Source organism: Hoylesella shahii (assembly GCF_937990675.1).
GTDB lineage: Bacteria > Bacteroidota > Bacteroidia > Bacteroidales > Bacteroidaceae > Prevotella > Prevotella shahii.
Genome location: NZ_CALKQY010000055.1, coordinates 1 through 16,887, shown reverse-complemented (window position 1 = coordinate 16,887; position 16,887 = coordinate 1). Strand labels below are relative to the sequence as shown.

The following is a 16,887-nucleotide window of genomic DNA, read 5'->3' as shown; positions in this document are numbered from 1 at the left end:
AAAGCAAGCAATATGCCCCCCGAATTCAATTACCGCCACTTCTACGCGCTGCTGGCCCGAATGCCCTACGCCGACAAGCAGACGCTGGTATATCAGTATACCAAAGGCCGTACCGACCACCTCGGGCAGATGCACCCCGAGGAATACCGCGTGATGCTGCGCGACATGAAACGCGTTGTAGACGATGACGAAGCGTCGCGCGAGCTGAAAGAGCGGCGCAGCTCGGTGCTCAAGCTGATGCAACAGCTTGGCGTGGACACCACCCAATGGCCTTGCGTGGACGCCTTCTGTCAGCATCCGCGCATCATGGGCAAACGCTTTTGCCGCATTTCGGTCGACGAACTCGAAGCCCTGGCCGTAAAGCTGCGCGCCATCAAACGCAAGGGCGGGCTGAAAGACGAGAGCCCAAATGCGGCACAACCAACACTGAAAGTGAAATACAATTTTATAATGAACAAAAACAACAACAAAGATGAAAAAGGAAATGCTTGAGGGCCTTTCGCCCGAGGAGAAGAAGGAATTGCTGGCCACGCTGCAGAACGAGGCCAACGAGGAGAAGAACAACCGCCGACAGGCATACGAAGAGTTGCGCGAGAAGTTTGCGCAAGACGTGCAGGCGCGGCTGAACGATGTGGTGACGGCCGTTACCGAGTTCCGCGAATGGCTGGAAAACGAAAGCCGCGCCTTCCGCGACGTGATGGCCGAATACGGTCAGCTGCGCAGTGAGAGCCAAGGCGGCTTCACCATGACGGTGGGAGACTTCCGCATGACGGTGGCTGCAAACAATGTGAAGGGCTTCGACGAACGCGCCGACATGGCCGCCGAACGGCTGGTGGACTACCTCAAACGCTATGTGCAGCAGACCGAGAAGGGAACGGACGACCCTATGTACCAACTGGCCATGACGCTGCTGGAACGAAACAAGAGCGGCGATCTCGATTATAAGAGCATATCGAAACTGTACGACCTCGAAACACGATTCGATGCCGAATACGCCGAGATTATGCAATTGTTCAAGGAAAGCAATGTGATTCAGCGCAACGCGCAGAACTTCTACTTCCACCGGCGCGACGATGTCGGAGTTTGGCGCAAAGTCGAACCCAGTTTCTGCCGAATGTAGTAAGGGTGAAAGGGTGAAAGGGTGAAAAGATGGCTCACGCCCGCAAGGCTATTGGCTTAACTCCCTTACTCCTTAACTATTTAAACCCTGAATGTAAAAAAGTCCCCGCAACGCTTGCCGTTGCGGGGACTTTTCCGTAATTTTGCATATTATTGTTAACGCACACAACGATTATGGCGAGAGGGAGAAACAAGGACTTGATTAACGAGCGCGACCGAAGGCTATTCGAGCGGTTCTATTATTGGAGCGAAGTTAAAAGGCTTCGCTTTGACGACACCATACGCAAGCTCTCGACCGAGGAGTTCTTTCTAGCCGAGGCCACCACGCTGCGCATCGTGCGGCGCATGCTGATGGAGGGTGCCACGGTAGACGGAAAGAGCGTGGAGAAGAGTCGGCGTCAGGGGTTCAGGTCTTCAACCGCACGGAGAGAGTCGTGCGGCCAACTGTCCTTGTTTCCCGAGTAGCCTCGGCCAGTGCGCATGTATAAGTCTCCTCGTACACCTTGATGCCGTGGTTGAAAGTGAAAAAGCGCGAGCGCGTGCGTATCAACGCCCCCTCGACCGATGGCCGATAGCCCTGCAACAGCGCGTGCAGGGCTTTTCTTTTTTCCTCGCGCTGCATGATGCGGTCTGTCGAATGGCTGCCTGCGTGGGTGTCGTCGTAGCAGTCGAGTATGAGGCGAACGCGTACCTCGCATGTTCCGCGCTGTGCGATGTCGCCTGTGTCGTTCCATTCCGTGCCGGGCATGTCGATGAGGACGGCGGGATATGTCAGTGGATACATATCCAATTGTTCGTTGTCCAGTGCCTCCAACTGTCCGTAGTCTTCGTCCACGGTGCGTGCCCAAGGCAGGGCACGTGCTATGTGATCTATCATGTTAACGAGAATCGATTCCATTTCCTATTTCTATTAGTGTGTTTAGTATCATCTTGCGTATCTTAACGTTTAGTTCGTGGCTCGGGCCGATGAACTGGCGGCGCGGGATGTGTATGGCTGTCTTGCGCGTTAGGGCCATTGCGCGCCACGCCTGCGCCATTGGCGGCAGCTCTTTCGGCATTTTATCGCCTTTTTTAACCTTGGCCAGCGAATACACCATGTGCCAGGCATAGCGGCGCATCTTGGGCGTGATGCCGATGTTGCCGCCCTCGTTGTGAATGGCGGCATAGGGCCGTGGGTTGGTAACCATCACCGCGCCGGGCATGGCCACGGCATCTATGCTGCGCATCAGGTTGTCGGTGGCCGAGGTCAGCGGCTTGTACGGCGATCCCGCCTCTTGTCGCCTTGTCTTCTTCCAGGGGTGCATCCCGCCGTTGGTGAAACCGCCATCGCGAAAGTTCTGCCGAAAGTGGTTCTTGGCGATGACGGCCGCCTTGCGGGGGATGTCTGAGCGCATGGCCTGCTCCACCCGCTGTGGGGCTCGGGCGATGATATCGGCTATTTGCTTGGCGTTCATTATTTTTCTTGTTAAAAAGTTTGTTCGTAACGAATAAATTCGTATCTTTGCAATGGTACTGGAGAGCCGGCTTGCCGTCTCCGGAACCTCCAATAACGTTAGGCTGAATAAGCCTAACGTTTTGTTTTGCCCCCATACATCAGCAACTTATTCTTCCAATGTACGAGTATTACACGTTCCTTTCCACTTTGTGAAAGGTAGCCATTAACAGTTCTATGTATAATCTCCCTATCAACGAAGCCAGGTATTTCCAGTACGATGTTGTCCGCTTGTTTCTTGGCTTTCTTTATGTGGTTGATGATGGCGTTGTGCTGTTCCTTCGCATTAGCATCCCTTTTTAAGCCGAACATGGACTTGCCGTCGAAAAGCTGTCCGTTTATCAGGTAGTCGGGGTTCTTTCCCTCTTTAACTCCCTGTGGCAACAATTGTCTGCGCAACATTCTTCCCTGTTCTGTTGTTTGCTCCAACCGTGGCAACAGGTACACCTTTGTCTTCAGCTTGTCGGCAAGAAATTCTGCCAGTCGCTTGTTGTCGTCAAGCTCGTTTTCGCCATGATAAGGGCTTATGAGAACTTGCCCGTGGTGCGTGCGCTTGTAAGAGCCCTCATCAGGCGGTTGAGCGTTAGGCTCGCCCCATTGTTTGCTTGGCAACTTAGCGTCAATGTACGGGCAATTAAAGCAATCTTTCTTCTGGTTCGAAAAGATGGCCCGCATGCGGTTCTTAAGTCCGCGCGGCTTGTAATACGGACATCGGGCACAGCTCTTGGGGAAGTACGGGTGCGTGTCGTTTATCAGGTGGCCGTCCTTGCCGGGGTTATTGTCCAGCCCCCGCTGCGGCTGCTGTGCGGGCATGTCCTCCACCACGTCGGCAGGCGTGGCGGGGTCGTCCGTGGCTTCGAGCATGCACTTGCAGTTCCAGCGGTCTTGCGGGTGGTGTTTCTCCCAAAAGGGATGCTCGATTGGCAGGGTGAGTTTCTTTTCCCAATATGAGCGGTGCGAGGCCTCGGCATCGGGCGACGTGGTGGGCATCCAGCGCAGGTTGGGGAAGATGTCTCGGTTCTCAACGAACTCCTGCCAGTCGGCCGCGGCGTGCGCGCGCAACACGGCCGTGTTGTATTCGGTGCGCAGCCACGCGCCCGTGTGGTGCGAGGCAATCGTCCGAACGTCGTTCGACCATTGTTCGAATGGTTTTATATTGCCGTTCGCATCGCGCAGTTTGTCGGCCATCGCCTTGCCCATCGCGTGTACCTTGAACGCCGCGAACACCTCGTTGCCGTGGCGCATGGCGTCTAGGAAACGGTCGTTGTGTTGCGGTTGGTATTCGCCGCGTGCCAGGCCCTCGGCTGCCGCCTCGTTCATGGAACGGCGCAACTCACGCCACATCTTCGGCTCGATTTCGTCGGAGGTATCAAAACCGTTATAGATGGTGTGCAGGAAGTCGCCCAGCAGGTCGGCCGAAACCTCCACGCCACCATCGGCGTTGTGGAAATGCGCGTGGCACCCGCACCGCCCGTCACCATAGTAGAGGTTGTCAATTAGAAGTCGTTGTCCGCCCCGATGGGTGTCGGGGCTAGGCCGAAAAAACGGCGCAGGGTGTTCTGTGGGGCTTTCTTTGTGTCCGGTTCGGGCTGTTGGGCGAGTTGCTGGTGCAAAGCCGCACGTTCCTCTTCCTTCTTCGCTTTCAGCTCGTTGTAGTTCTCCGGTTTTGTAACACCGAAAGTTTCATACAAATAGTCGTCGTCGATAGGCAGTCCCATGTTAGACAGCTTCTGCACGATGTCAATCTGCTGCGCGGTATCCACCTTCTCCTTTTTGGCATATACGAACTCGCCTCCGTCGGTATTGAAGCCCAGCTGGGCGAAGATGTCGCGCATCTGATAATTGAGGATGTTGAGGATGAAGTCGCGGTCGTCTGCGTTCATCTCGTTCTCCTCTTCCTTGTGTATCGTGCCCAGTGCTTGCGTGCCGGTACTCTTGGCGTCGGTGGTTAGGGTGTTGCCTAGCACGCGAATGCTTATCTTGCTATCCCAGTATTCGGCAAAGGTGCGGTACAGCTCGCTGCTGCCGGTCTTGTTAGCCGCCTCGAGCAGTTTTAGCTCACTGTCCTTTGGGTGAATATAAACGGCATTGGTACCCTGTTGTCGCGCCTCGCGGATGAGCGTGCGGCGTGCCTCTTCGTCGCCAGCATCGTAGGTATACTCGCGTATGGGCATGCCGAAGATGTTACAGAAACGGGCCCAGTCGCCCATATTGCCCTTCTTATATAGTACTGCTGGCAGAATTTCGGCGAATATGCCCAGCCCGCGCTCCGTCCCAACGAAGAGTGTATTTTCAAAGTTCTCAATGGGCACTCCACCCATGTCGCCCTGATAGCGAAGCACACGACCGTGAACGGGATCGTAGTGCTTACGGTTTATCAAGTCGAAATGGATATTTCCGTCATCCTCTTTTCGGAATTGCACCAGGGTAAAACCCCAGAACTCGGAGAGGATGAGTTCCTTGCGCAATTCCTTAAACCAAGGTGAGCGGAGTTGCCTATTGATCTCTTCGTCGGGCTTGCCTTCGCGCTGAAATTCGATGGGTATCTGTGTCACGCCACGCAACCGCTTGGCCATCACCCCTGTGAGGTGTAGGTCGAAATTCGCGCTCTCATACATATCATACAACCGCACGCGGTTGCTGTAATCGATGCCGCGCGCTGAGGTGACGGCATTCATGTAGTGTTGCAAATTGAAGTGGAACAGCTCGGGCATCTGCAGTACCACGTCGGGCTGTCGTTCTCCCGGGGCGGCGAGCATCCCGCCCTGCGTTATTCGGCGGCCTTGTGCGCGCCTTTGTTTCAGGTTTTTCATCTTTACCATTTTTTGTTTTTTCACTTATAAGAGCGTTGGGCGCACCTCATCCGCCTTTATCTGCCATCGACTTTTGTCCTCTACCTCTTCCGCCGGCAACAGCGGCGCACCGTCGATGGTTACGTCGCCACGCATCACGCCCTTGAGCCACTCCACCGCCCGGTTGTAGCGGTCTTCCCTACTCTTGGATATCTTATAGGGGTTGTGCTGGCAGAAGATGTGGTAGATGGCGATGTCCAGGGCGAACATCAGCACCAGGGCGTGGCGGTCGGTGCCGCTCGCGGAGAAAATCTTGTCGCAGTCGTACTTCTTATTCAAGTACGACCGCATCTCCATGACGGCGCGGTCCTCGCATATCTCCACAATCTGCGGGTCGTAGTCGGCCGTGCCCTGCCGCAGCAGGCTGTCGAGAATCTCGCGGTGGATGCTCGCGTCATAGTCGGTAATCTCTATAAAGTTGCTCATGTCGTCTATATAATAAATGGGTTGTCCTTGTTTATGTCCTCGTCGTTAAGGGCGATGGTGTAGGTGGGTTCCAATTCGCCCGTCTTGCGGTCTACCATCGTAACGGCCCCCTCCACGGCATCTGGGCCGTCTGCGGGGTAAGGCAGGGTGAGTTCGAAGAGCTTGAACTGGTTCATCAGCTCCTGCATGTGGGGGTTGTCCTTTTCTTCCTCGTTGAACACCCACGTGCTAAGCCGGTCGAGCGGTTCCAGGTTGGCCTCGATGCGCGTGGCCTTGTCGGTCTTCTTTCGCGTATCCTCACGAATGAAGAGTTGCGTATTGCGCGCTGCGCACTCGTCGCGCAGCAATGGCTTGAACACCTGTTGATAAAAAGGGTCTTGCAGCTTATTGTTTTCAATGTACCAATACACGTTGGCTCGGCCCGCCACATATTTGTCCAACTCAAAGTACCAGCCTATGAACTCGGCGTTGGTCTCACGTGCCAGGAAACCTTTTATCACGTAATACACCCCCTTGTACTTACCCACCAGCCACAGAGCCTTGGTGGAGCTGCCCTTCTTCTTGCTGTCGGAATAGGCGGGGTCTCCGTAGCCAATCAAAAAGCGGAACTTCTTCAAGGGCGGCACCTTACCGAAAGGCAGGTTCTTGAATATCTTGCCCTCTGCCACGGGGTTGTTGAAGTACTCGCCCTGCTGGGCGCGCACCGAGATCTTCGAGAGTATGCAGTCTATCTGCTCTTCGGTGTTCTTCTGCGGCCATGTGCTGCGCCCGTGCCTGTCGCGGATGTTCACCACATCCCAACTGTTGGCCAGCGCGCCGGCGCGCGTTATGCAGCAGTCTTTGGCGATGACGTTTCCGCACCACAACACCAAGGTCGGCTCCGATATGGAGCGCGTGGGATACAATGCCTGTTCGGCCCATTGCCACTTCTTGTCCAGCGTCACCGGATTTCGGCAATCCTCGTCGGTGTCATAGTCGTCGAAGTACAGCACGTCTGGGCGGATGGCCTCGTTGCGCATACCACGCGGGGCCGACCCTGCACCTAGGGCGATGAACTTCGCTCCGCATGCGCAGGTGAACTCCTTGTCGGTCCATGCGCCTATGGTTTCTTGCTTGCCGTAAAACTGAATCAAGCGCGCGTTCTTCTCAAAGTTGGCCTTATAGGGCGCAAGCAGGCGCGTGGCCGCATCGATGGTGGCCGCAGCCAATGCCACGAATCGCTTGCGCTTGGTTAGCGTTAGGTACATCAGCACGAACATCGCCACGGTGCTCTTCGCCAGCTCGCGGCTCCAAGAGAGAACCTCGTACCACTCGTCGTTGCCCACGATACGCCGTATGGCCTTAATATGGAATGGGGCGAACTCGTACTTGGCATAGGCTGGGAAAAAATAGCGTATCCACTCCACGGGGTCGCGTTCCAACTCCTTACGCCGGCGGTCTATCTCGTGGCGTGACAGGCCATCGTCCACCGGCACGTCCTTGGCCAGCCCTTCATGAAACCTGCGCCACAGCTCCAATGCTTGCTTGTCCGTATGTTTTGCTTTCATCCGCGTGTGGTCTGGTCTTTAATGAATGCGTCAAAGAGGTTGTTGAACTGCTTGGCCGCCTCGACGTCCAGCGGGCGCAGCCATGTTAGGAAGCGCATGGCCACGGACACGCAGTCGCTCACGCCGACATCGTTCTGTAACTTGTTTATAGCTCCTGCTAGTTTGGCCAACGCGTCGGCTTCGGCGGGCGTGGCGTAGCGTTGTCCCTCGTCACGCGCGGCGATGGCGTTGTTTACCTCAATAATCTGCCTGTTCCATTGTGAGATTATCTGTGCGGGGGTGATGGCCACGGATGCCTTCACTTCCTCCCAGTTGCCCTCGCGTATCCATCGGCAGACCGTCTGGCGGGTGGTGCCCACCTTGTCTGCAATCTCCTCCTGGGTGTAATTACCGTCCAAGAATAGAGATCGTGCAATGCTCTTCTTATCGATATTTGTCTTTGCCATCCATTTCTTATTTTGTATGCAAATTTCCCCCTTTTTTCACTAATGGTGAAATTGCAAATTAATCATATACGCCTGAATTGCAATGGTGTACATTCCGTATTACACCATATTTTTACGATTTTTCGGGTTCGTTTTTTCACTTTAATTTTGCCGAAAAATCAAATACGGTGCAAAAGAAATTCTTCAATATAATACCTGGTGAAGGTGAGGTTGCCATACTGCTATATGGTGACGTAGGCGACGGGCAGCGCGTGGACAGCGGCCGCGTGGTGGCCGAACTGATGGCCTTGCAGTCACAGTACTCCAAGATAGACGTGCGCATCAACAGCCGCGGCGGTGACGTATTCAGCGGCATCGCGATATATAATGCATTGCGCACGAGCAAGGCGGACATCACGGTCTATATTGACGGTGTGGCGGCGAGCATCGCGGGCATTATCGCCCTTTGCGGTAAGCCCTTGTACATGTCGCCCTATGCCAAGCTGATGTTGCATTCGGTAAGCGGCGGCGCATGGGGCAACGCATCCGACCTTCGAAGCATGGCCGAACAGATGGAAGTTCTTCAAGGCGACCTTGCGGCGATGATAGCCGGGCGGTGCGGGATGGATAAGGAAGAGGTACTCGCGAAGTATTTCGACGAAAAGGACCATTGGCTGAATGCCAACGAGGCTTTGGAAATGAAACTCATCGACGGGATATACGATATGGATGGCGAACAGGTGGAAGCCAAGACGGCAGACGACCTGTACGCATATTTCAATAACCGGCTGCAAGTTCAGCCACAAAACAATGAGAATGAAATGGCATTATTAGAATCTTTGAAAAGTGGCATCCCCTCGTTCGCCAACTTGGCCGACGAGAATGCCGTACTTGCGAAAGTTCGCGAATTGGAGAACAAGGCCGCCAAGGCCGATGCACTGGCGCAAGCCGTGGAGGGCTACAAGAAAAAGCTGCAGGACGTTGAGGATAAGGAAATCGCAGCCGTCGTGGACAAGGCGGTGGCCGAACGACGCATCACCGCCGAGCAGAAGGACAGTTTCATGGCGTTGATGAAGACTGACCGCGAGAATACCGAGAAACTGCTGGTCAGCATGAAGGCCCAGCCTTTTCGCCGCATCGTCGATGTGTATCGTGAGAATGGAGGTATCCCGACAGCCTTGGCCGACATGAGTTGGGACGAACTGGACAAGGCGGGTAAACTCTCGGAGCTACGAAATGCGGACCTCACCGCGTTCAAGGCGAAGTACCTGGAAAAGTTCGGTCTGGACTATAAGGAATAAACATCATTAGAACAACATTAAAACGACATTAGAATGGCATTGAATATCAGCATCTGGCAAACTACACTTGTCGAGAACTTCTACCCCGACAACAGTTTCGCCGCGAAATCGGTGGACGACTCCACGTTCGTCCATGCGCATAAGGTAATCATCCCCAATGCAGGCGCGCCCTCGAAGGTGCAGAAGAACCGCACGGTGAAGCCCGCTTCGGTGAACCAGCGCACCGACAACGACTTGGAATATGATATTGACGAGCTAACCACCGACCCGATCTACATTCCGAACATCGACACTGTGGAGCTCTCGTACGACAAACGTACGTCCGTAATCAGCAACGACCGCGCTCAGCTTCAAGACGAAGCGCACCTGAACCTGCTCGAACGGTGGGGCAAAGGCGTGCCTGCATCCAACGTGCTGCTTACCACTGGCACGACTGAGCGCGACGCTCACACCTCGGAGACGGCCACAGGCAAACGTAAGTGCATCACCAAGGCTGACTTGTTGAAGATTATGACACGCATGGACGCAGACAACGTGCCCGAAGAGGGGCGTTACCTGCTGCTTGACGCGTACATGTACGCCGACTTGTTGGCCGACCTCTCTGAGAGCGATAAGTGGATGTTCCAAAATTCTGCAAACATGCAGACTGGCGTATTGGGTAATCTTTACGGGCTCAACATCATGAAGCGCAGCAAGGTTCTCCGTGTGAAGAACGACAAGATGCTGCTGCCCTGGGGTGAGGATGCCGTTGCAGGCGAGCTAGCCGCCGCGCTGGCATGGCATGAAAAATCGGTAAGCCGTGCCCTTGGAGAAGTGAAGATGTTCGACTCGACGAACAATCCGCTCTACTACGGTGATATTTATTCGTTCTTGCTCCGCACAGGCGGCTCGGTGCGCCGTTACGACAAGAAGGGTGTATATCTGTTGGCCGAGGCTGCTAAATAAGAAAGGAGTGGCGTATGTTACCAAGAATTAAGATTCAGTTTTTAAACGGTCAGCTGGGTACCGTTGGTGAGAGCCCCGACGGCCTGTTCGCCCTGGTGTGCGGGGCGGCCGCCGTGGCCAAGACGATGGAGCTTGACAAGGCCTACGCGCTGCGCTCGTTCGACGACCTGGCGAAGCTGGGCGTGACGGCCGAGAACAACCCCCGCCTGCATAAGCACGTGAAGGAGTTCTACACCGAGACCGAGGAGGGTACGAAACTCGTCATCTTCCCTGTGGACAAGACGAAGACGTTCACCGAGCTGCTCGACAAGGAAACGGGCGTTGTCAAGGAACTCGTCACTGTGCAGAACGGTGCGTTGCGCGGCATCTTCGTTGCCGGCGACGGCCGTGAGGCGACCCTTACCACCAATGGGCTGGATGATGACCTCTTCACCGCCTTGCCCAAGGCGCAGCAGCTGGCCGAATGGGCCACGACGCAGCTCTACGCCCCGCTCTTCATCGTCATCGAGGGGCGCGGCTACAAGGGCGGTGCGGTGAAAGACCTGCACGGCGAAGCTTACAACCGTGTGGGCGTGCTTATCGGCGATACGGTGAAGGCATCCGAGGGCGCGGCAGTGGGCGTAATGGCCGGGCGACTGGCCTCCGTACCCGTGCAGCGCAACATCGGGCGCGTCAAGGATGGCGCGTTGAAGCCAATCGCCATGTTCATCGGCGAGAAGCCCGTGGAGGAGAACGCCTCGGCCGTTAGCGACCTGTACGATGCGGGCTACATCACCCCGCGCAAGTACGTGGGCAAGGCCGGCTACTTTTTCACCGACGACCGTCTGGCGTGCGTTCCCACCGACGACTACGCCCACATCACCGCGCGGCGTACCATCGACAAGGCCTACCGCATCGCCTATGCCGCACTGCTCGACCTGATGTTGGATGAGCTCCCCGTGAACGAGGACGGCACGTTGCAGCACGGCATTATTATGGCTTGGCAGCAGATGATGGAGAATGCCGTAAACCGCGCCATGACGGCGCAGGGCGAACTCTCCGCAGATGCCGACGGTGCGGGCTGCAAGGCCTACATCGACCCCAAGCAGAACGTGCTGGCCACGTCGAAAGTGGAACTCACGCTGAAGGTGCGCCCGTTCGGGTACGCACGCTATGTTGACGTGAAGCTTGGATTCCAGGTGGAAACGGCAGGTAAGTAACATTTCGTGGGTGGGCATCGCGCCCACTCACCTCACACTTCAAACTAAAAGGCTATGTTCAACAGCAGAGAATACGAATGGGCGGACATCTCCGTAGTGATGGGCGGACGGCCCGTTACCGGCATCCGCGGCATCAAGTACAACATCAAGAAAGAGAAGGAACTGCTATATGCGAAGGGCAACCGCCCGCACGCTGTGCAGAGCGGCAACTACGACTATAGCGGTGAGATAACGCTGTTACAGAGTGAGTATCTCGCCCTGCGCGAAGCCGCCAAGGGTGACATCCTCGCCGCCCAGCTTGATGTGGTCGTGGCGTATGGCAACCCCACCCGCGGCGACGCCATCTCCACCGACATACTGGTGGGCGTGGAGTTCACAGAGGATAACACAGAGTGGAAGCAGGGGGACAAGTTCCAAGAGAAGACCATCCCCTTCGTCTTCATCGATAAGAAATAGGGGTAAAACCAAACACCGAGATTATGAAATATACGAAACAACAGATAGAGGAGTGGAAAGCCAAGCACGGCGAACTCTTCGAAATAACCGTCGAGGGCAAGAGCTGTGTACTGCACCGCCCCACACGCCAGAACCTGAGCTACGTCAGCGTGTTGACAGATCCCATCAAGATGACCGAAGTCATGCTAAACCAGCTCTGGGTGGCGGGCGATGAGGAAATCAAGACAAGAGACGATCTCTTCCTCGCAGCAAGTCAGAAGATGCAAGAAGTGTTGGAGGTTAAGGAGGCCGAGATAAAAAAGCTTTAGAGGACGCCGACGTGGACATATCCGACGGCGTGGACGTCCTCTTCTTCAACACCGTGATGCGCTACTACCTGCACCTCGACCCCGATACGCTTTCGGACGAGGAGTGGGCCCACACGTACAAGTACCTAGGCGAGATTAGAAAAGCGGAAGCAAAAGCGAAAGGCGATGGATAATGTATTGAAGTTCCTCATCAAGCTCAAGGCCGACAAGGGCAATGTCGTGTCGGTGGCCAGGCAGACCGAACAGCAGCTGGATGCCATCAACCGAAAAGCATCGGTTGTCGGGCGCGGCTTGCGAAAGGCATTCTCGATGGAGGGGTTCAAAGGTTCGCTCATGTCGATTCCAGGCATGCAATTCCTCATGAACCCATACACGATGATTGGTGCTGGCATCGGGGCGATGGTGCGGCTGGGCGCGCAAGCGGAGAGCGTGAACGTGGCCTTCACCACGCTGGTGGGCAGCGAGCGTAAGGCCGCCGAGATGCTTGGGCAGATAAACGATTTTGCTGCACATTCGCCCTTCGGCAAGATGGACCTCACCAAGTCTGCGCAGACCATGCTCAACTTCGGTGTCGAGACGGGCAAGGTGCTGCCGCTGCTGCGCCAGCTGGGCGACATATCGGGCGGCGACAAGGATAAGATGTCGGCCCTCTCGCTGGTGATGGGCCAGGTGTCTTCTACTGGCTACCTGATGGGTCAGGACCTGTTGCAGTTCATCAACGCAGGATTTAACCCCATACAGGAGCTGTCACAGATGACCGGCATTGCCGTCGACAAGCTCAAGGACAAGATGTCGCGTGGCGAGATTACCTTCCGCAACGTAGAGCAGGCCATCGCCCACGCCACAGGTGCGGGCGGTAAGTTCAACGGCATGATGGACAAGCAAAGCCAGACGCTGGCGGGCAAGTGGAGCACGCTGATGGACACCGTGCAGCAGGGCGCGATAGACCTGTCGCAGAGCGTTAATACGCCCATCGCCGAGGTCGTGGACAAGATAACGGCGGCCATCCCGAAGATGTTTGCCGTGTTTCAATCCGTGTTTTCGGCCATATCCTCAGGCATCAGCCTCGTTGTCCGCTTCCGCACGGCGTTCATGTTGTTGGGCGGTGCGGTGCTCACGGTATGGGCCGTCTTCCGCAGCTACACGATGGCCCTGGCCGCCTACCAGGCCATAACCACGCTGGTGACGGCCGCCACAAAGATATGGACGGCCGCGCAGTGGCTGCTCAATGTGGCGATGACCGCCAACCCCATAGGCCTTATCGTCGTGGGTGTGGCCGCGCTTATCGCCGTCATCGCCTACTGCTGGACGAAGTTCGCAGGTTTCCGAGCATTTCTCATCACAATGTGGGACGTGTGGCGAAAGTTCGGCGACCTGATTAAGACCTACGTGGTGGACCGCATCAAGGAGCTTATCCGCGGCGTGGGACTGCTCTCCAAGGCGTTCTCCAAACTCTTTTCGGGCGACTTCAAGGGCGCGGCCGCCGACTTCGCCGAGGGCGTGAAAAACGTCTCGGGCGTAAACTCGGCCGTCTCGCTGGTGAAGAACACCGCCGCAACCGTTCGCGGCATCGGCGGCACGTTCCAGAAGAACCTGGCCGCAGAGCGCGCCAAGGACAAGCAGAAAGAGGGGAAGAAGAAAGGTGAACGCCCGGCCATCTCGACGCCAGGGCTCAAAGGCAGCGCGGCCGCGGAGAAGGTGGTGTTCGGTGCGGGCAAGGGCAAGGCTACCAATGGCAAGAAAGGCCGCCGCTCCGCCGAGGAGATTGCCACTGGCGGCCGCCGCTCAACGGCCATCACGATGAACATCTCGAAGTTTTTCGACACGCTGCACGTGCACATGGCCGACAAGGCCGACACGGCGGAAGTCGAGCGTATTGTCATTCGGAGTCTGAACCGCGCGCTGGCCATCGCCACAAGCACCGACCGCGGATAAACTTGTAAACCCGTAAACTCATGAATACCGTAACGCGCTTCGCTCTTGAAAATCTGGCACTCCGAATAACGGGCGGCAAGATACCTCCCTACTGGCTGTTCCGCGATGCGGGCGTGCGCCAAGTTGACGAGGGCGACTACTCCGCCATCCGCGCCATGAGCGACGCCGAACTGGCCGACCTGGTGCGCACCAACGCCCTGGGGTTGCCGATGGCAATGCCGTTGAGTTTGAAACTCGAAGAAGCCGGCGCACAAGAATGGCTGCTGCCTTTCGAGCCGATGGTAAGCATCATGGGCAGGCACATCATCAAGCGCAGGCAGGTGAACAAGGGACTGATACGCGGCAGCATCAAGGAGCGGTGGGCGCAGGACGACTACGACATCACCATCGAGGGCGTGCTTATCGGCACCGACGGCCGATACCCTTCGGCCGACGTGGCCCGGCTCAAGAACTTCTGCGAGGCGGCCTCCGTCACGGCCCTGTCTCCCTTATTGGAGGTGTTCGGCATATCTCGCCTGGTCATCGAGAGTTGGGAAATGCCCTTTACGGCAGGCGAAGCCAACCAGAACTACTCCATTAAGGCGTATAGCGACGACATATACAAGTTGCTGCTAGGCATGAACGAATAACTCATAACGAAAGGACACGCACATGTACACAATGGCCTACGACATCACCATCGGCCAATACAAGTTGGGCATGCTCGCGGCGGTAAGCGTGCACAAGAGCGTGGAGCTGCTGGCCGACACGTGCGAGATAACGCTCCCTGCGGCGCAACTCAACCAGGCACTCGACGTGGAGAACCGCATACGCCGCGGCGATGTCGTGCTGGTGAAGTTCGGTTATAAGGAAACGGGACTGATAGATGAGTTCCGCGGATGGCTGCAGCGCATCTCGACAGACGGGGGTGACATCAAGCTGTATTGCGAAGACGACCTCTTCACATTCAGGCGAGATTTGCCTAATGCCGTACTGAAAAACGTATCGTTGAGCACTCTGCTTGAACAAATCATCAAGGGCGTTGGCCGTGATTACAAGGTGAACTGCTCATACACTTGGACCTACGCCAAGTTCGTCATCCACGCCGCCACCGGCTACGACGTGTTGAAGAAGGTGCAGGAAGAATGCGGTGCTGACATCTACCTACAGGACGCTGCGCTGCACGTGCATCCACCGGGCGAGGTGACGGGCAAGGAATGCCGATACGACTTCGCCCTCAACGTAGAAGAAGCCGACCTCACCTATCGGCGCGCCGAAGACAAGAGGGTGCGGGTGGTGGTGAAGGCACTGATGCCTGACGGCAAAGTGAAGGAAGTGGAAGTGGGCAGCACTGGTGGCGAGAAGGTGGAGGTGAAATGCCATGCCTCGGACACCGCATCGATGCAGGCACGGGGCGAGGCCGAAGTGCGCCGCCGCAGTTTCGACGGTTACGACGGCAGCATCACCACCTGGTTGGTGCCGCAATGCGTGCCGGGCGATACGGCCACGCTGCACGACGCCGACTATCCGCATAAGGACGGCACATATTACGTGCGGGCCGTCACCACGGAATTCTCCGAGAATGGTGGGGTGCGTAAGATTGAATTAGGTTTCAGGTTAAGCTAAACGCAATATGGACAACTACAAGGAACTGGCGCAACTGGTGCGCACCGCAGCCGGCAAAGCCCAACTCACACTGATGCAGGGCATCGTGCGCAGGGTTAGTGGTCCGACATGCGAAGTGGAGATTGGCGGCATCACCGTGCCAGACGTGCGGCTACGCGCCTCCGAGGCTGCAACAGACGCGCAGGTGCTGATAACGCCCAAGGCGGGCACGGCGGTGATTGTGGGCAGCCTGTCGGGCGACTTGACACAGCTCGTTGTCCTGGCCATCGACCACGCGGAAAGCATAACGATAAACGGCGGCAAGCTGGGCGGCCTTATCAACATTGAGCAACTAACGCAAAAGATTAACGAAATGGTGCAGGCATTCAACGCCCACACCCACCAAGGCTTTCACGGGCCGACTGGTCCGCCCCTCAAGACTGCACAGCAGTTGAAACGGGGAGATTACGAAGATACGACGATAAAACATTAGGCAATGAACGGCATACAGCTGACGGACTTCGCCCCCGCTATCCGCGTTAGGCGAGACGAGCAAGGTAAGATCAACTCTGGGTTGCAAGTGGGCGACACGCTGCGGCAGAACCAGGCACTCATCCTCGCCCTGAACAAGGGCGAACTGAAGGAACGCCCCTCGGTGGGCTGCGGCATCGCCGACATGCTGATGGACCACGACCCGCTATATTGGCGCACCCTGATACGCGAACAGTTGGAGATGGACCGCCAACGGGTGAACAACATTAGAATTACGCCGAAAGGTATCGAAATAGACGCACATTATTACGCCAGTTCGGGATAAAAAAGTGCCCTAAAAAGTTGGTAATCTCGCTATTGTTTTGTAACTTTATAGTTGATAATCAATTAATTACAAACATATATAGCGATGATTACCACTGACAAAGTTACTGAAATATTCTGTGTATTGGATGAGTTCTGCAAGAATTTAGATGCCGAGTTAACTAAAAACCTACATATTGCCCCCATAGACGAGGGAAATAAGCGCATGCGAAACCGCAAAGGGCAGATGTCCAAGAGCGAAATCATGACCATCCTGTTGTGCTATCATTTTGGCTCTTTCCGCAACTTCAAGCACTATTATCTCTTCTTCATCAAGGAGCATTTGGCAAGCTACTTCCCTAAGTCCGTGTCCTACACGCGTTTCGTGGAACTCATGCCTCGCGTGTTCTTCGAGCTGATGGCCTTCATGCGCATCCAAGGTTTTGGAAAGTGCACGGGCATTAGTTTCGTGGACAGCACGATGATTCCCGTATGCCACAACA

The 16,887-nt window shown here is 55.9% G+C and carries 20 protein-coding genes and 1 pseudogene; 14 read left to right on the top strand and 7 right to left on the bottom strand.

The annotated features are described in order from the left end of the window. Window positions 1–12 precede the first annotated feature (12 nt). Window positions 13–492, top strand: coding sequence for a hypothetical protein (locus tag QME03_RS08015; protein ID WP_281724026.1), 480 nt, complete (start codon window positions 13–15; stop codon window positions 490–492). After that, a complete protein-coding gene (locus QME03_RS08010; protein ID WP_281724025.1) occupies window positions 473–1,120 on the top strand; it encodes a DUF3164 family protein in 648 nt (215 codons plus the stop codon). The genes QME03_RS08015 and QME03_RS08010 overlap by 20 nt, the downstream gene beginning before the upstream one ends. Before the next feature lie 405 nt (window positions 1,121–1,525). Here the strand turns inward: QME03_RS08010 and QME03_RS08005 are convergent, their stop codons facing one another. From QME03_RS08005 to QME03_RS07975, 7 genes are all read right to left on the bottom strand, one after another. Then, entirely contained in the window at window positions 1,526–2,017 is a 492-nt protein-coding gene (locus tag QME03_RS08005; protein ID WP_281724024.1) for a hypothetical protein, read from the bottom strand. Then, window positions 1,998–2,573, bottom strand: coding sequence for a phage virion morphogenesis family protein (locus QME03_RS08000; protein ID WP_281724023.1), 576 nt, complete (start codon window positions 2,571–2,573; stop codon window positions 1,998–2,000). The genes QME03_RS08005 and QME03_RS08000 overlap by 20 nt, the downstream gene beginning before the upstream one ends. A 113-nt stretch (window positions 2,574–2,686) precedes the next feature. Beyond that, window positions 2,687–3,811 (bottom strand): CdiA C-terminal domain-containing protein, encoded by a 1,125-nt coding sequence (locus tag QME03_RS07995; protein WP_281724022.1) that lies wholly within the window; start codon window positions 3,809–3,811, stop codon window positions 2,687–2,689. 296 nt (window positions 3,812–4,107) lie between these two features. Next, a complete protein-coding gene (locus tag QME03_RS07990; protein WP_281724044.1) occupies window positions 4,108–5,229 on the bottom strand; it encodes a phage portal protein family protein in 1,122 nt (373 codons plus the stop codon). 219 nt (window positions 5,230–5,448) lie between these two features. Further along, the gene (locus QME03_RS07985; protein WP_281724021.1) at window positions 5,449–5,889 is read right to left on the bottom strand and encodes a phage protein Gp36 family protein; all 441 of its coding nucleotides are present in this window, start codon (window positions 5,887–5,889) and stop codon (window positions 5,449–5,451) included. 5 nt (window positions 5,890–5,894) lie between these two features. Beyond that, window positions 5,895–7,436, bottom strand: a complete 1,542-nt coding sequence (locus QME03_RS07980; protein WP_281724020.1) for a hypothetical protein — start codon at window positions 7,434–7,436, stop codon at window positions 5,895–5,897. Next, entirely contained in the window at window positions 7,433–7,882 is a 450-nt protein-coding gene (locus tag QME03_RS07975) for a YfeC-like transcriptional regulator (protein WP_281724019.1), read from the bottom strand. Before QME03_RS07975 ends, QME03_RS07980 begins: the two co-directional genes overlap by 4 nt. Before the next feature lie 167 nt (window positions 7,883–8,049). Here QME03_RS07975 and QME03_RS07970 point away from each other — a divergent pair, with 167 nt between their 5' ends. The 12 genes and pseudogenes from QME03_RS07970 to QME03_RS07915 form a co-directional block, all read left to right on the top strand. Continuing rightward, on the top strand, window positions 8,050–9,162 hold the full coding sequence (locus QME03_RS07970) for a head maturation protease, ClpP-related (protein WP_281724018.1): 1,113 nt from the start codon (window positions 8,050–8,052) through the stop codon (window positions 9,160–9,162). 33 nt (window positions 9,163–9,195) lie between these two features. After that, window positions 9,196–10,107, top strand: a complete 912-nt coding sequence (locus QME03_RS07965) for a hypothetical protein (protein WP_281724017.1) — start codon at window positions 9,196–9,198, stop codon at window positions 10,105–10,107. 14 nt (window positions 10,108–10,121) lie between these two features. Beyond that, complete coding sequence (locus tag QME03_RS07960; protein WP_281724016.1) at window positions 10,122–11,306, top strand: DUF2586 domain-containing protein; 1,185 nt, start codon at window positions 10,122–10,124, stop codon at window positions 11,304–11,306. A 54-nt stretch (window positions 11,307–11,360) separates the two neighbouring features. Next, window positions 11,361–11,762: a hypothetical protein gene (locus QME03_RS07955; protein WP_281724015.1), complete on the top strand. Its 402-nt coding sequence runs from the start codon at window positions 11,361–11,363 to the stop codon at window positions 11,760–11,762. A gap of 23 nt (window positions 11,763–11,785) precedes the next feature. Further along, window positions 11,786–12,070, top strand: coding sequence for a hypothetical protein (locus QME03_RS07950; RefSeq protein WP_281724014.1), 285 nt, complete (start codon window positions 11,786–11,788; stop codon window positions 12,068–12,070). Between the two features lie 11 nt (window positions 12,071–12,081). Next, window positions 12,082–12,243 (top strand): hypothetical protein, encoded by a 162-nt coding sequence (locus QME03_RS07945; protein ID WP_281724013.1) that lies wholly within the window; start codon window positions 12,082–12,084, stop codon window positions 12,241–12,243. Further along, window positions 12,236–14,005, top strand: coding sequence for a tape measure protein (locus tag QME03_RS07940; protein ID WP_281724012.1), 1,770 nt, complete (start codon window positions 12,236–12,238; stop codon window positions 14,003–14,005). The genes QME03_RS07945 and QME03_RS07940 overlap by 8 nt, the downstream gene beginning before the upstream one ends. A 20-nt stretch (window positions 14,006–14,025) precedes the next feature. Continuing rightward, the gene (locus QME03_RS07935) at window positions 14,026–14,634 is read left to right on the top strand and encodes a DUF6046 domain-containing protein (RefSeq protein ID WP_281724011.1); all 609 of its coding nucleotides are present in this window, start codon (window positions 14,026–14,028) and stop codon (window positions 14,632–14,634) included. A 31-nt stretch (window positions 14,635–14,665) separates the two neighbouring features. Continuing rightward, window positions 14,666–15,610, top strand: a complete 945-nt coding sequence (locus QME03_RS07930) for a hypothetical protein (protein WP_281724010.1) — start codon at window positions 14,666–14,668, stop codon at window positions 15,608–15,610. A 7-nt stretch (window positions 15,611–15,617) separates the two neighbouring features. Beyond that, window positions 15,618–16,082 carry a hypothetical protein gene (locus tag QME03_RS07925; protein ID WP_281724009.1) on the top strand — a complete coding sequence of 155 codons (465 nt, stop codon included), beginning with the start codon at window positions 15,618–15,620 and terminating at the stop codon, window positions 16,080–16,082. 3 nt (window positions 16,083–16,085) lie between these two features. Then, a complete protein-coding gene (locus QME03_RS07920; protein WP_281724008.1) occupies window positions 16,086–16,406 on the top strand; it encodes a hypothetical protein in 321 nt (106 codons plus the stop codon). A gap of 84 nt (window positions 16,407–16,490) precedes the next feature. Then, window positions 16,491–16,887, top strand: a pseudogene (locus QME03_RS07915) (IS982 family transposase); the annotation flags it as partial.

What these genes read in the sequence shown, in the direction of transcription:
- QME03_RS07935 (WP_281724011.1), top strand. Translation starts at nt 14,026, where the DNA reads ATGAATACCGTAACGCGCTTCGCTCTTGAAAATCTGGCACTCCGAATA.
- QME03_RS07960 (WP_281724016.1), top strand. Translation starts at nt 10,122, where the DNA reads ATGTTACCAAGAATTAAGATTCAGTTTTTAAACGGTCAGCTGGGTACC.
- QME03_RS07930 (WP_281724010.1), top strand. Translation starts at nt 14,666, where the DNA reads ATGGCCTACGACATCACCATCGGCCAATACAAGTTGGGCATGCTCGCG.
- QME03_RS08000 (WP_281724023.1), bottom strand. Translation starts at nt 2,573, where the DNA reads ATGAACGCCAAGCAAATAGCCGATATCATCGCCCGAGCCCCACAGCGG.
- QME03_RS07995 (WP_281724022.1), bottom strand. Translation starts at nt 3,811, where the DNA reads ATGGGCAAGGCGATGGCCGACAAACTGCGCGATGCGAACGGCAATATA.
- QME03_RS07920 (WP_281724008.1), top strand. Translation starts at nt 16,086, where the DNA reads ATGAACGGCATACAGCTGACGGACTTCGCCCCCGCTATCCGCGTTAGG.
- QME03_RS07980 (WP_281724020.1), bottom strand. Translation starts at nt 7,436, where the DNA reads ATGAAAGCAAAACATACGGACAAGCAAGCATTGGAGCTGTGGCGCAGG.
- QME03_RS07950 (WP_281724014.1), top strand. Translation starts at nt 11,786, where the DNA reads ATGAAATATACGAAACAACAGATAGAGGAGTGGAAAGCCAAGCACGGC.
- QME03_RS07925 (WP_281724009.1), top strand. Translation starts at nt 15,618, where the DNA reads ATGGACAACTACAAGGAACTGGCGCAACTGGTGCGCACCGCAGCCGGC.
- QME03_RS08015 (WP_281724026.1), top strand. Translation starts at nt 13, where the DNA reads ATGCCCCCCGAATTCAATTACCGCCACTTCTACGCGCTGCTGGCCCGA.
- QME03_RS07985 (WP_281724021.1), bottom strand. Translation starts at nt 5,889, where the DNA reads ATGAGCAACTTTATAGAGATTACCGACTATGACGCGAGCATCCACCGC.
- QME03_RS07965 (WP_281724017.1), top strand. Translation starts at nt 9,196, where the DNA reads ATGGCATTGAATATCAGCATCTGGCAAACTACACTTGTCGAGAACTTC.
- QME03_RS07955 (WP_281724015.1), top strand. Translation starts at nt 11,361, where the DNA reads ATGTTCAACAGCAGAGAATACGAATGGGCGGACATCTCCGTAGTGATG.
- QME03_RS08005 (WP_281724024.1), bottom strand. Translation starts at nt 2,017, where the DNA reads ATGGAATCGATTCTCGTTAACATGATAGATCACATAGCACGTGCCCTG.
- QME03_RS07975 (WP_281724019.1), bottom strand. Translation starts at nt 7,882, where the DNA reads ATGGCAAAGACAAATATCGATAAGAAGAGCATTGCACGATCTCTATTC.
- QME03_RS07940 (WP_281724012.1), top strand. Translation starts at nt 12,236, where the DNA reads ATGGATAATGTATTGAAGTTCCTCATCAAGCTCAAGGCCGACAAGGGC.
- QME03_RS07990 (WP_281724044.1), bottom strand. Translation starts at nt 5,229, where the DNA reads ATGTATGAGAGCGCGAATTTCGACCTACACCTCACAGGGGTGATGGCC.
- QME03_RS08010 (WP_281724025.1), top strand. Translation starts at nt 473, where the DNA reads ATGAAAAAGGAAATGCTTGAGGGCCTTTCGCCCGAGGAGAAGAAGGAA.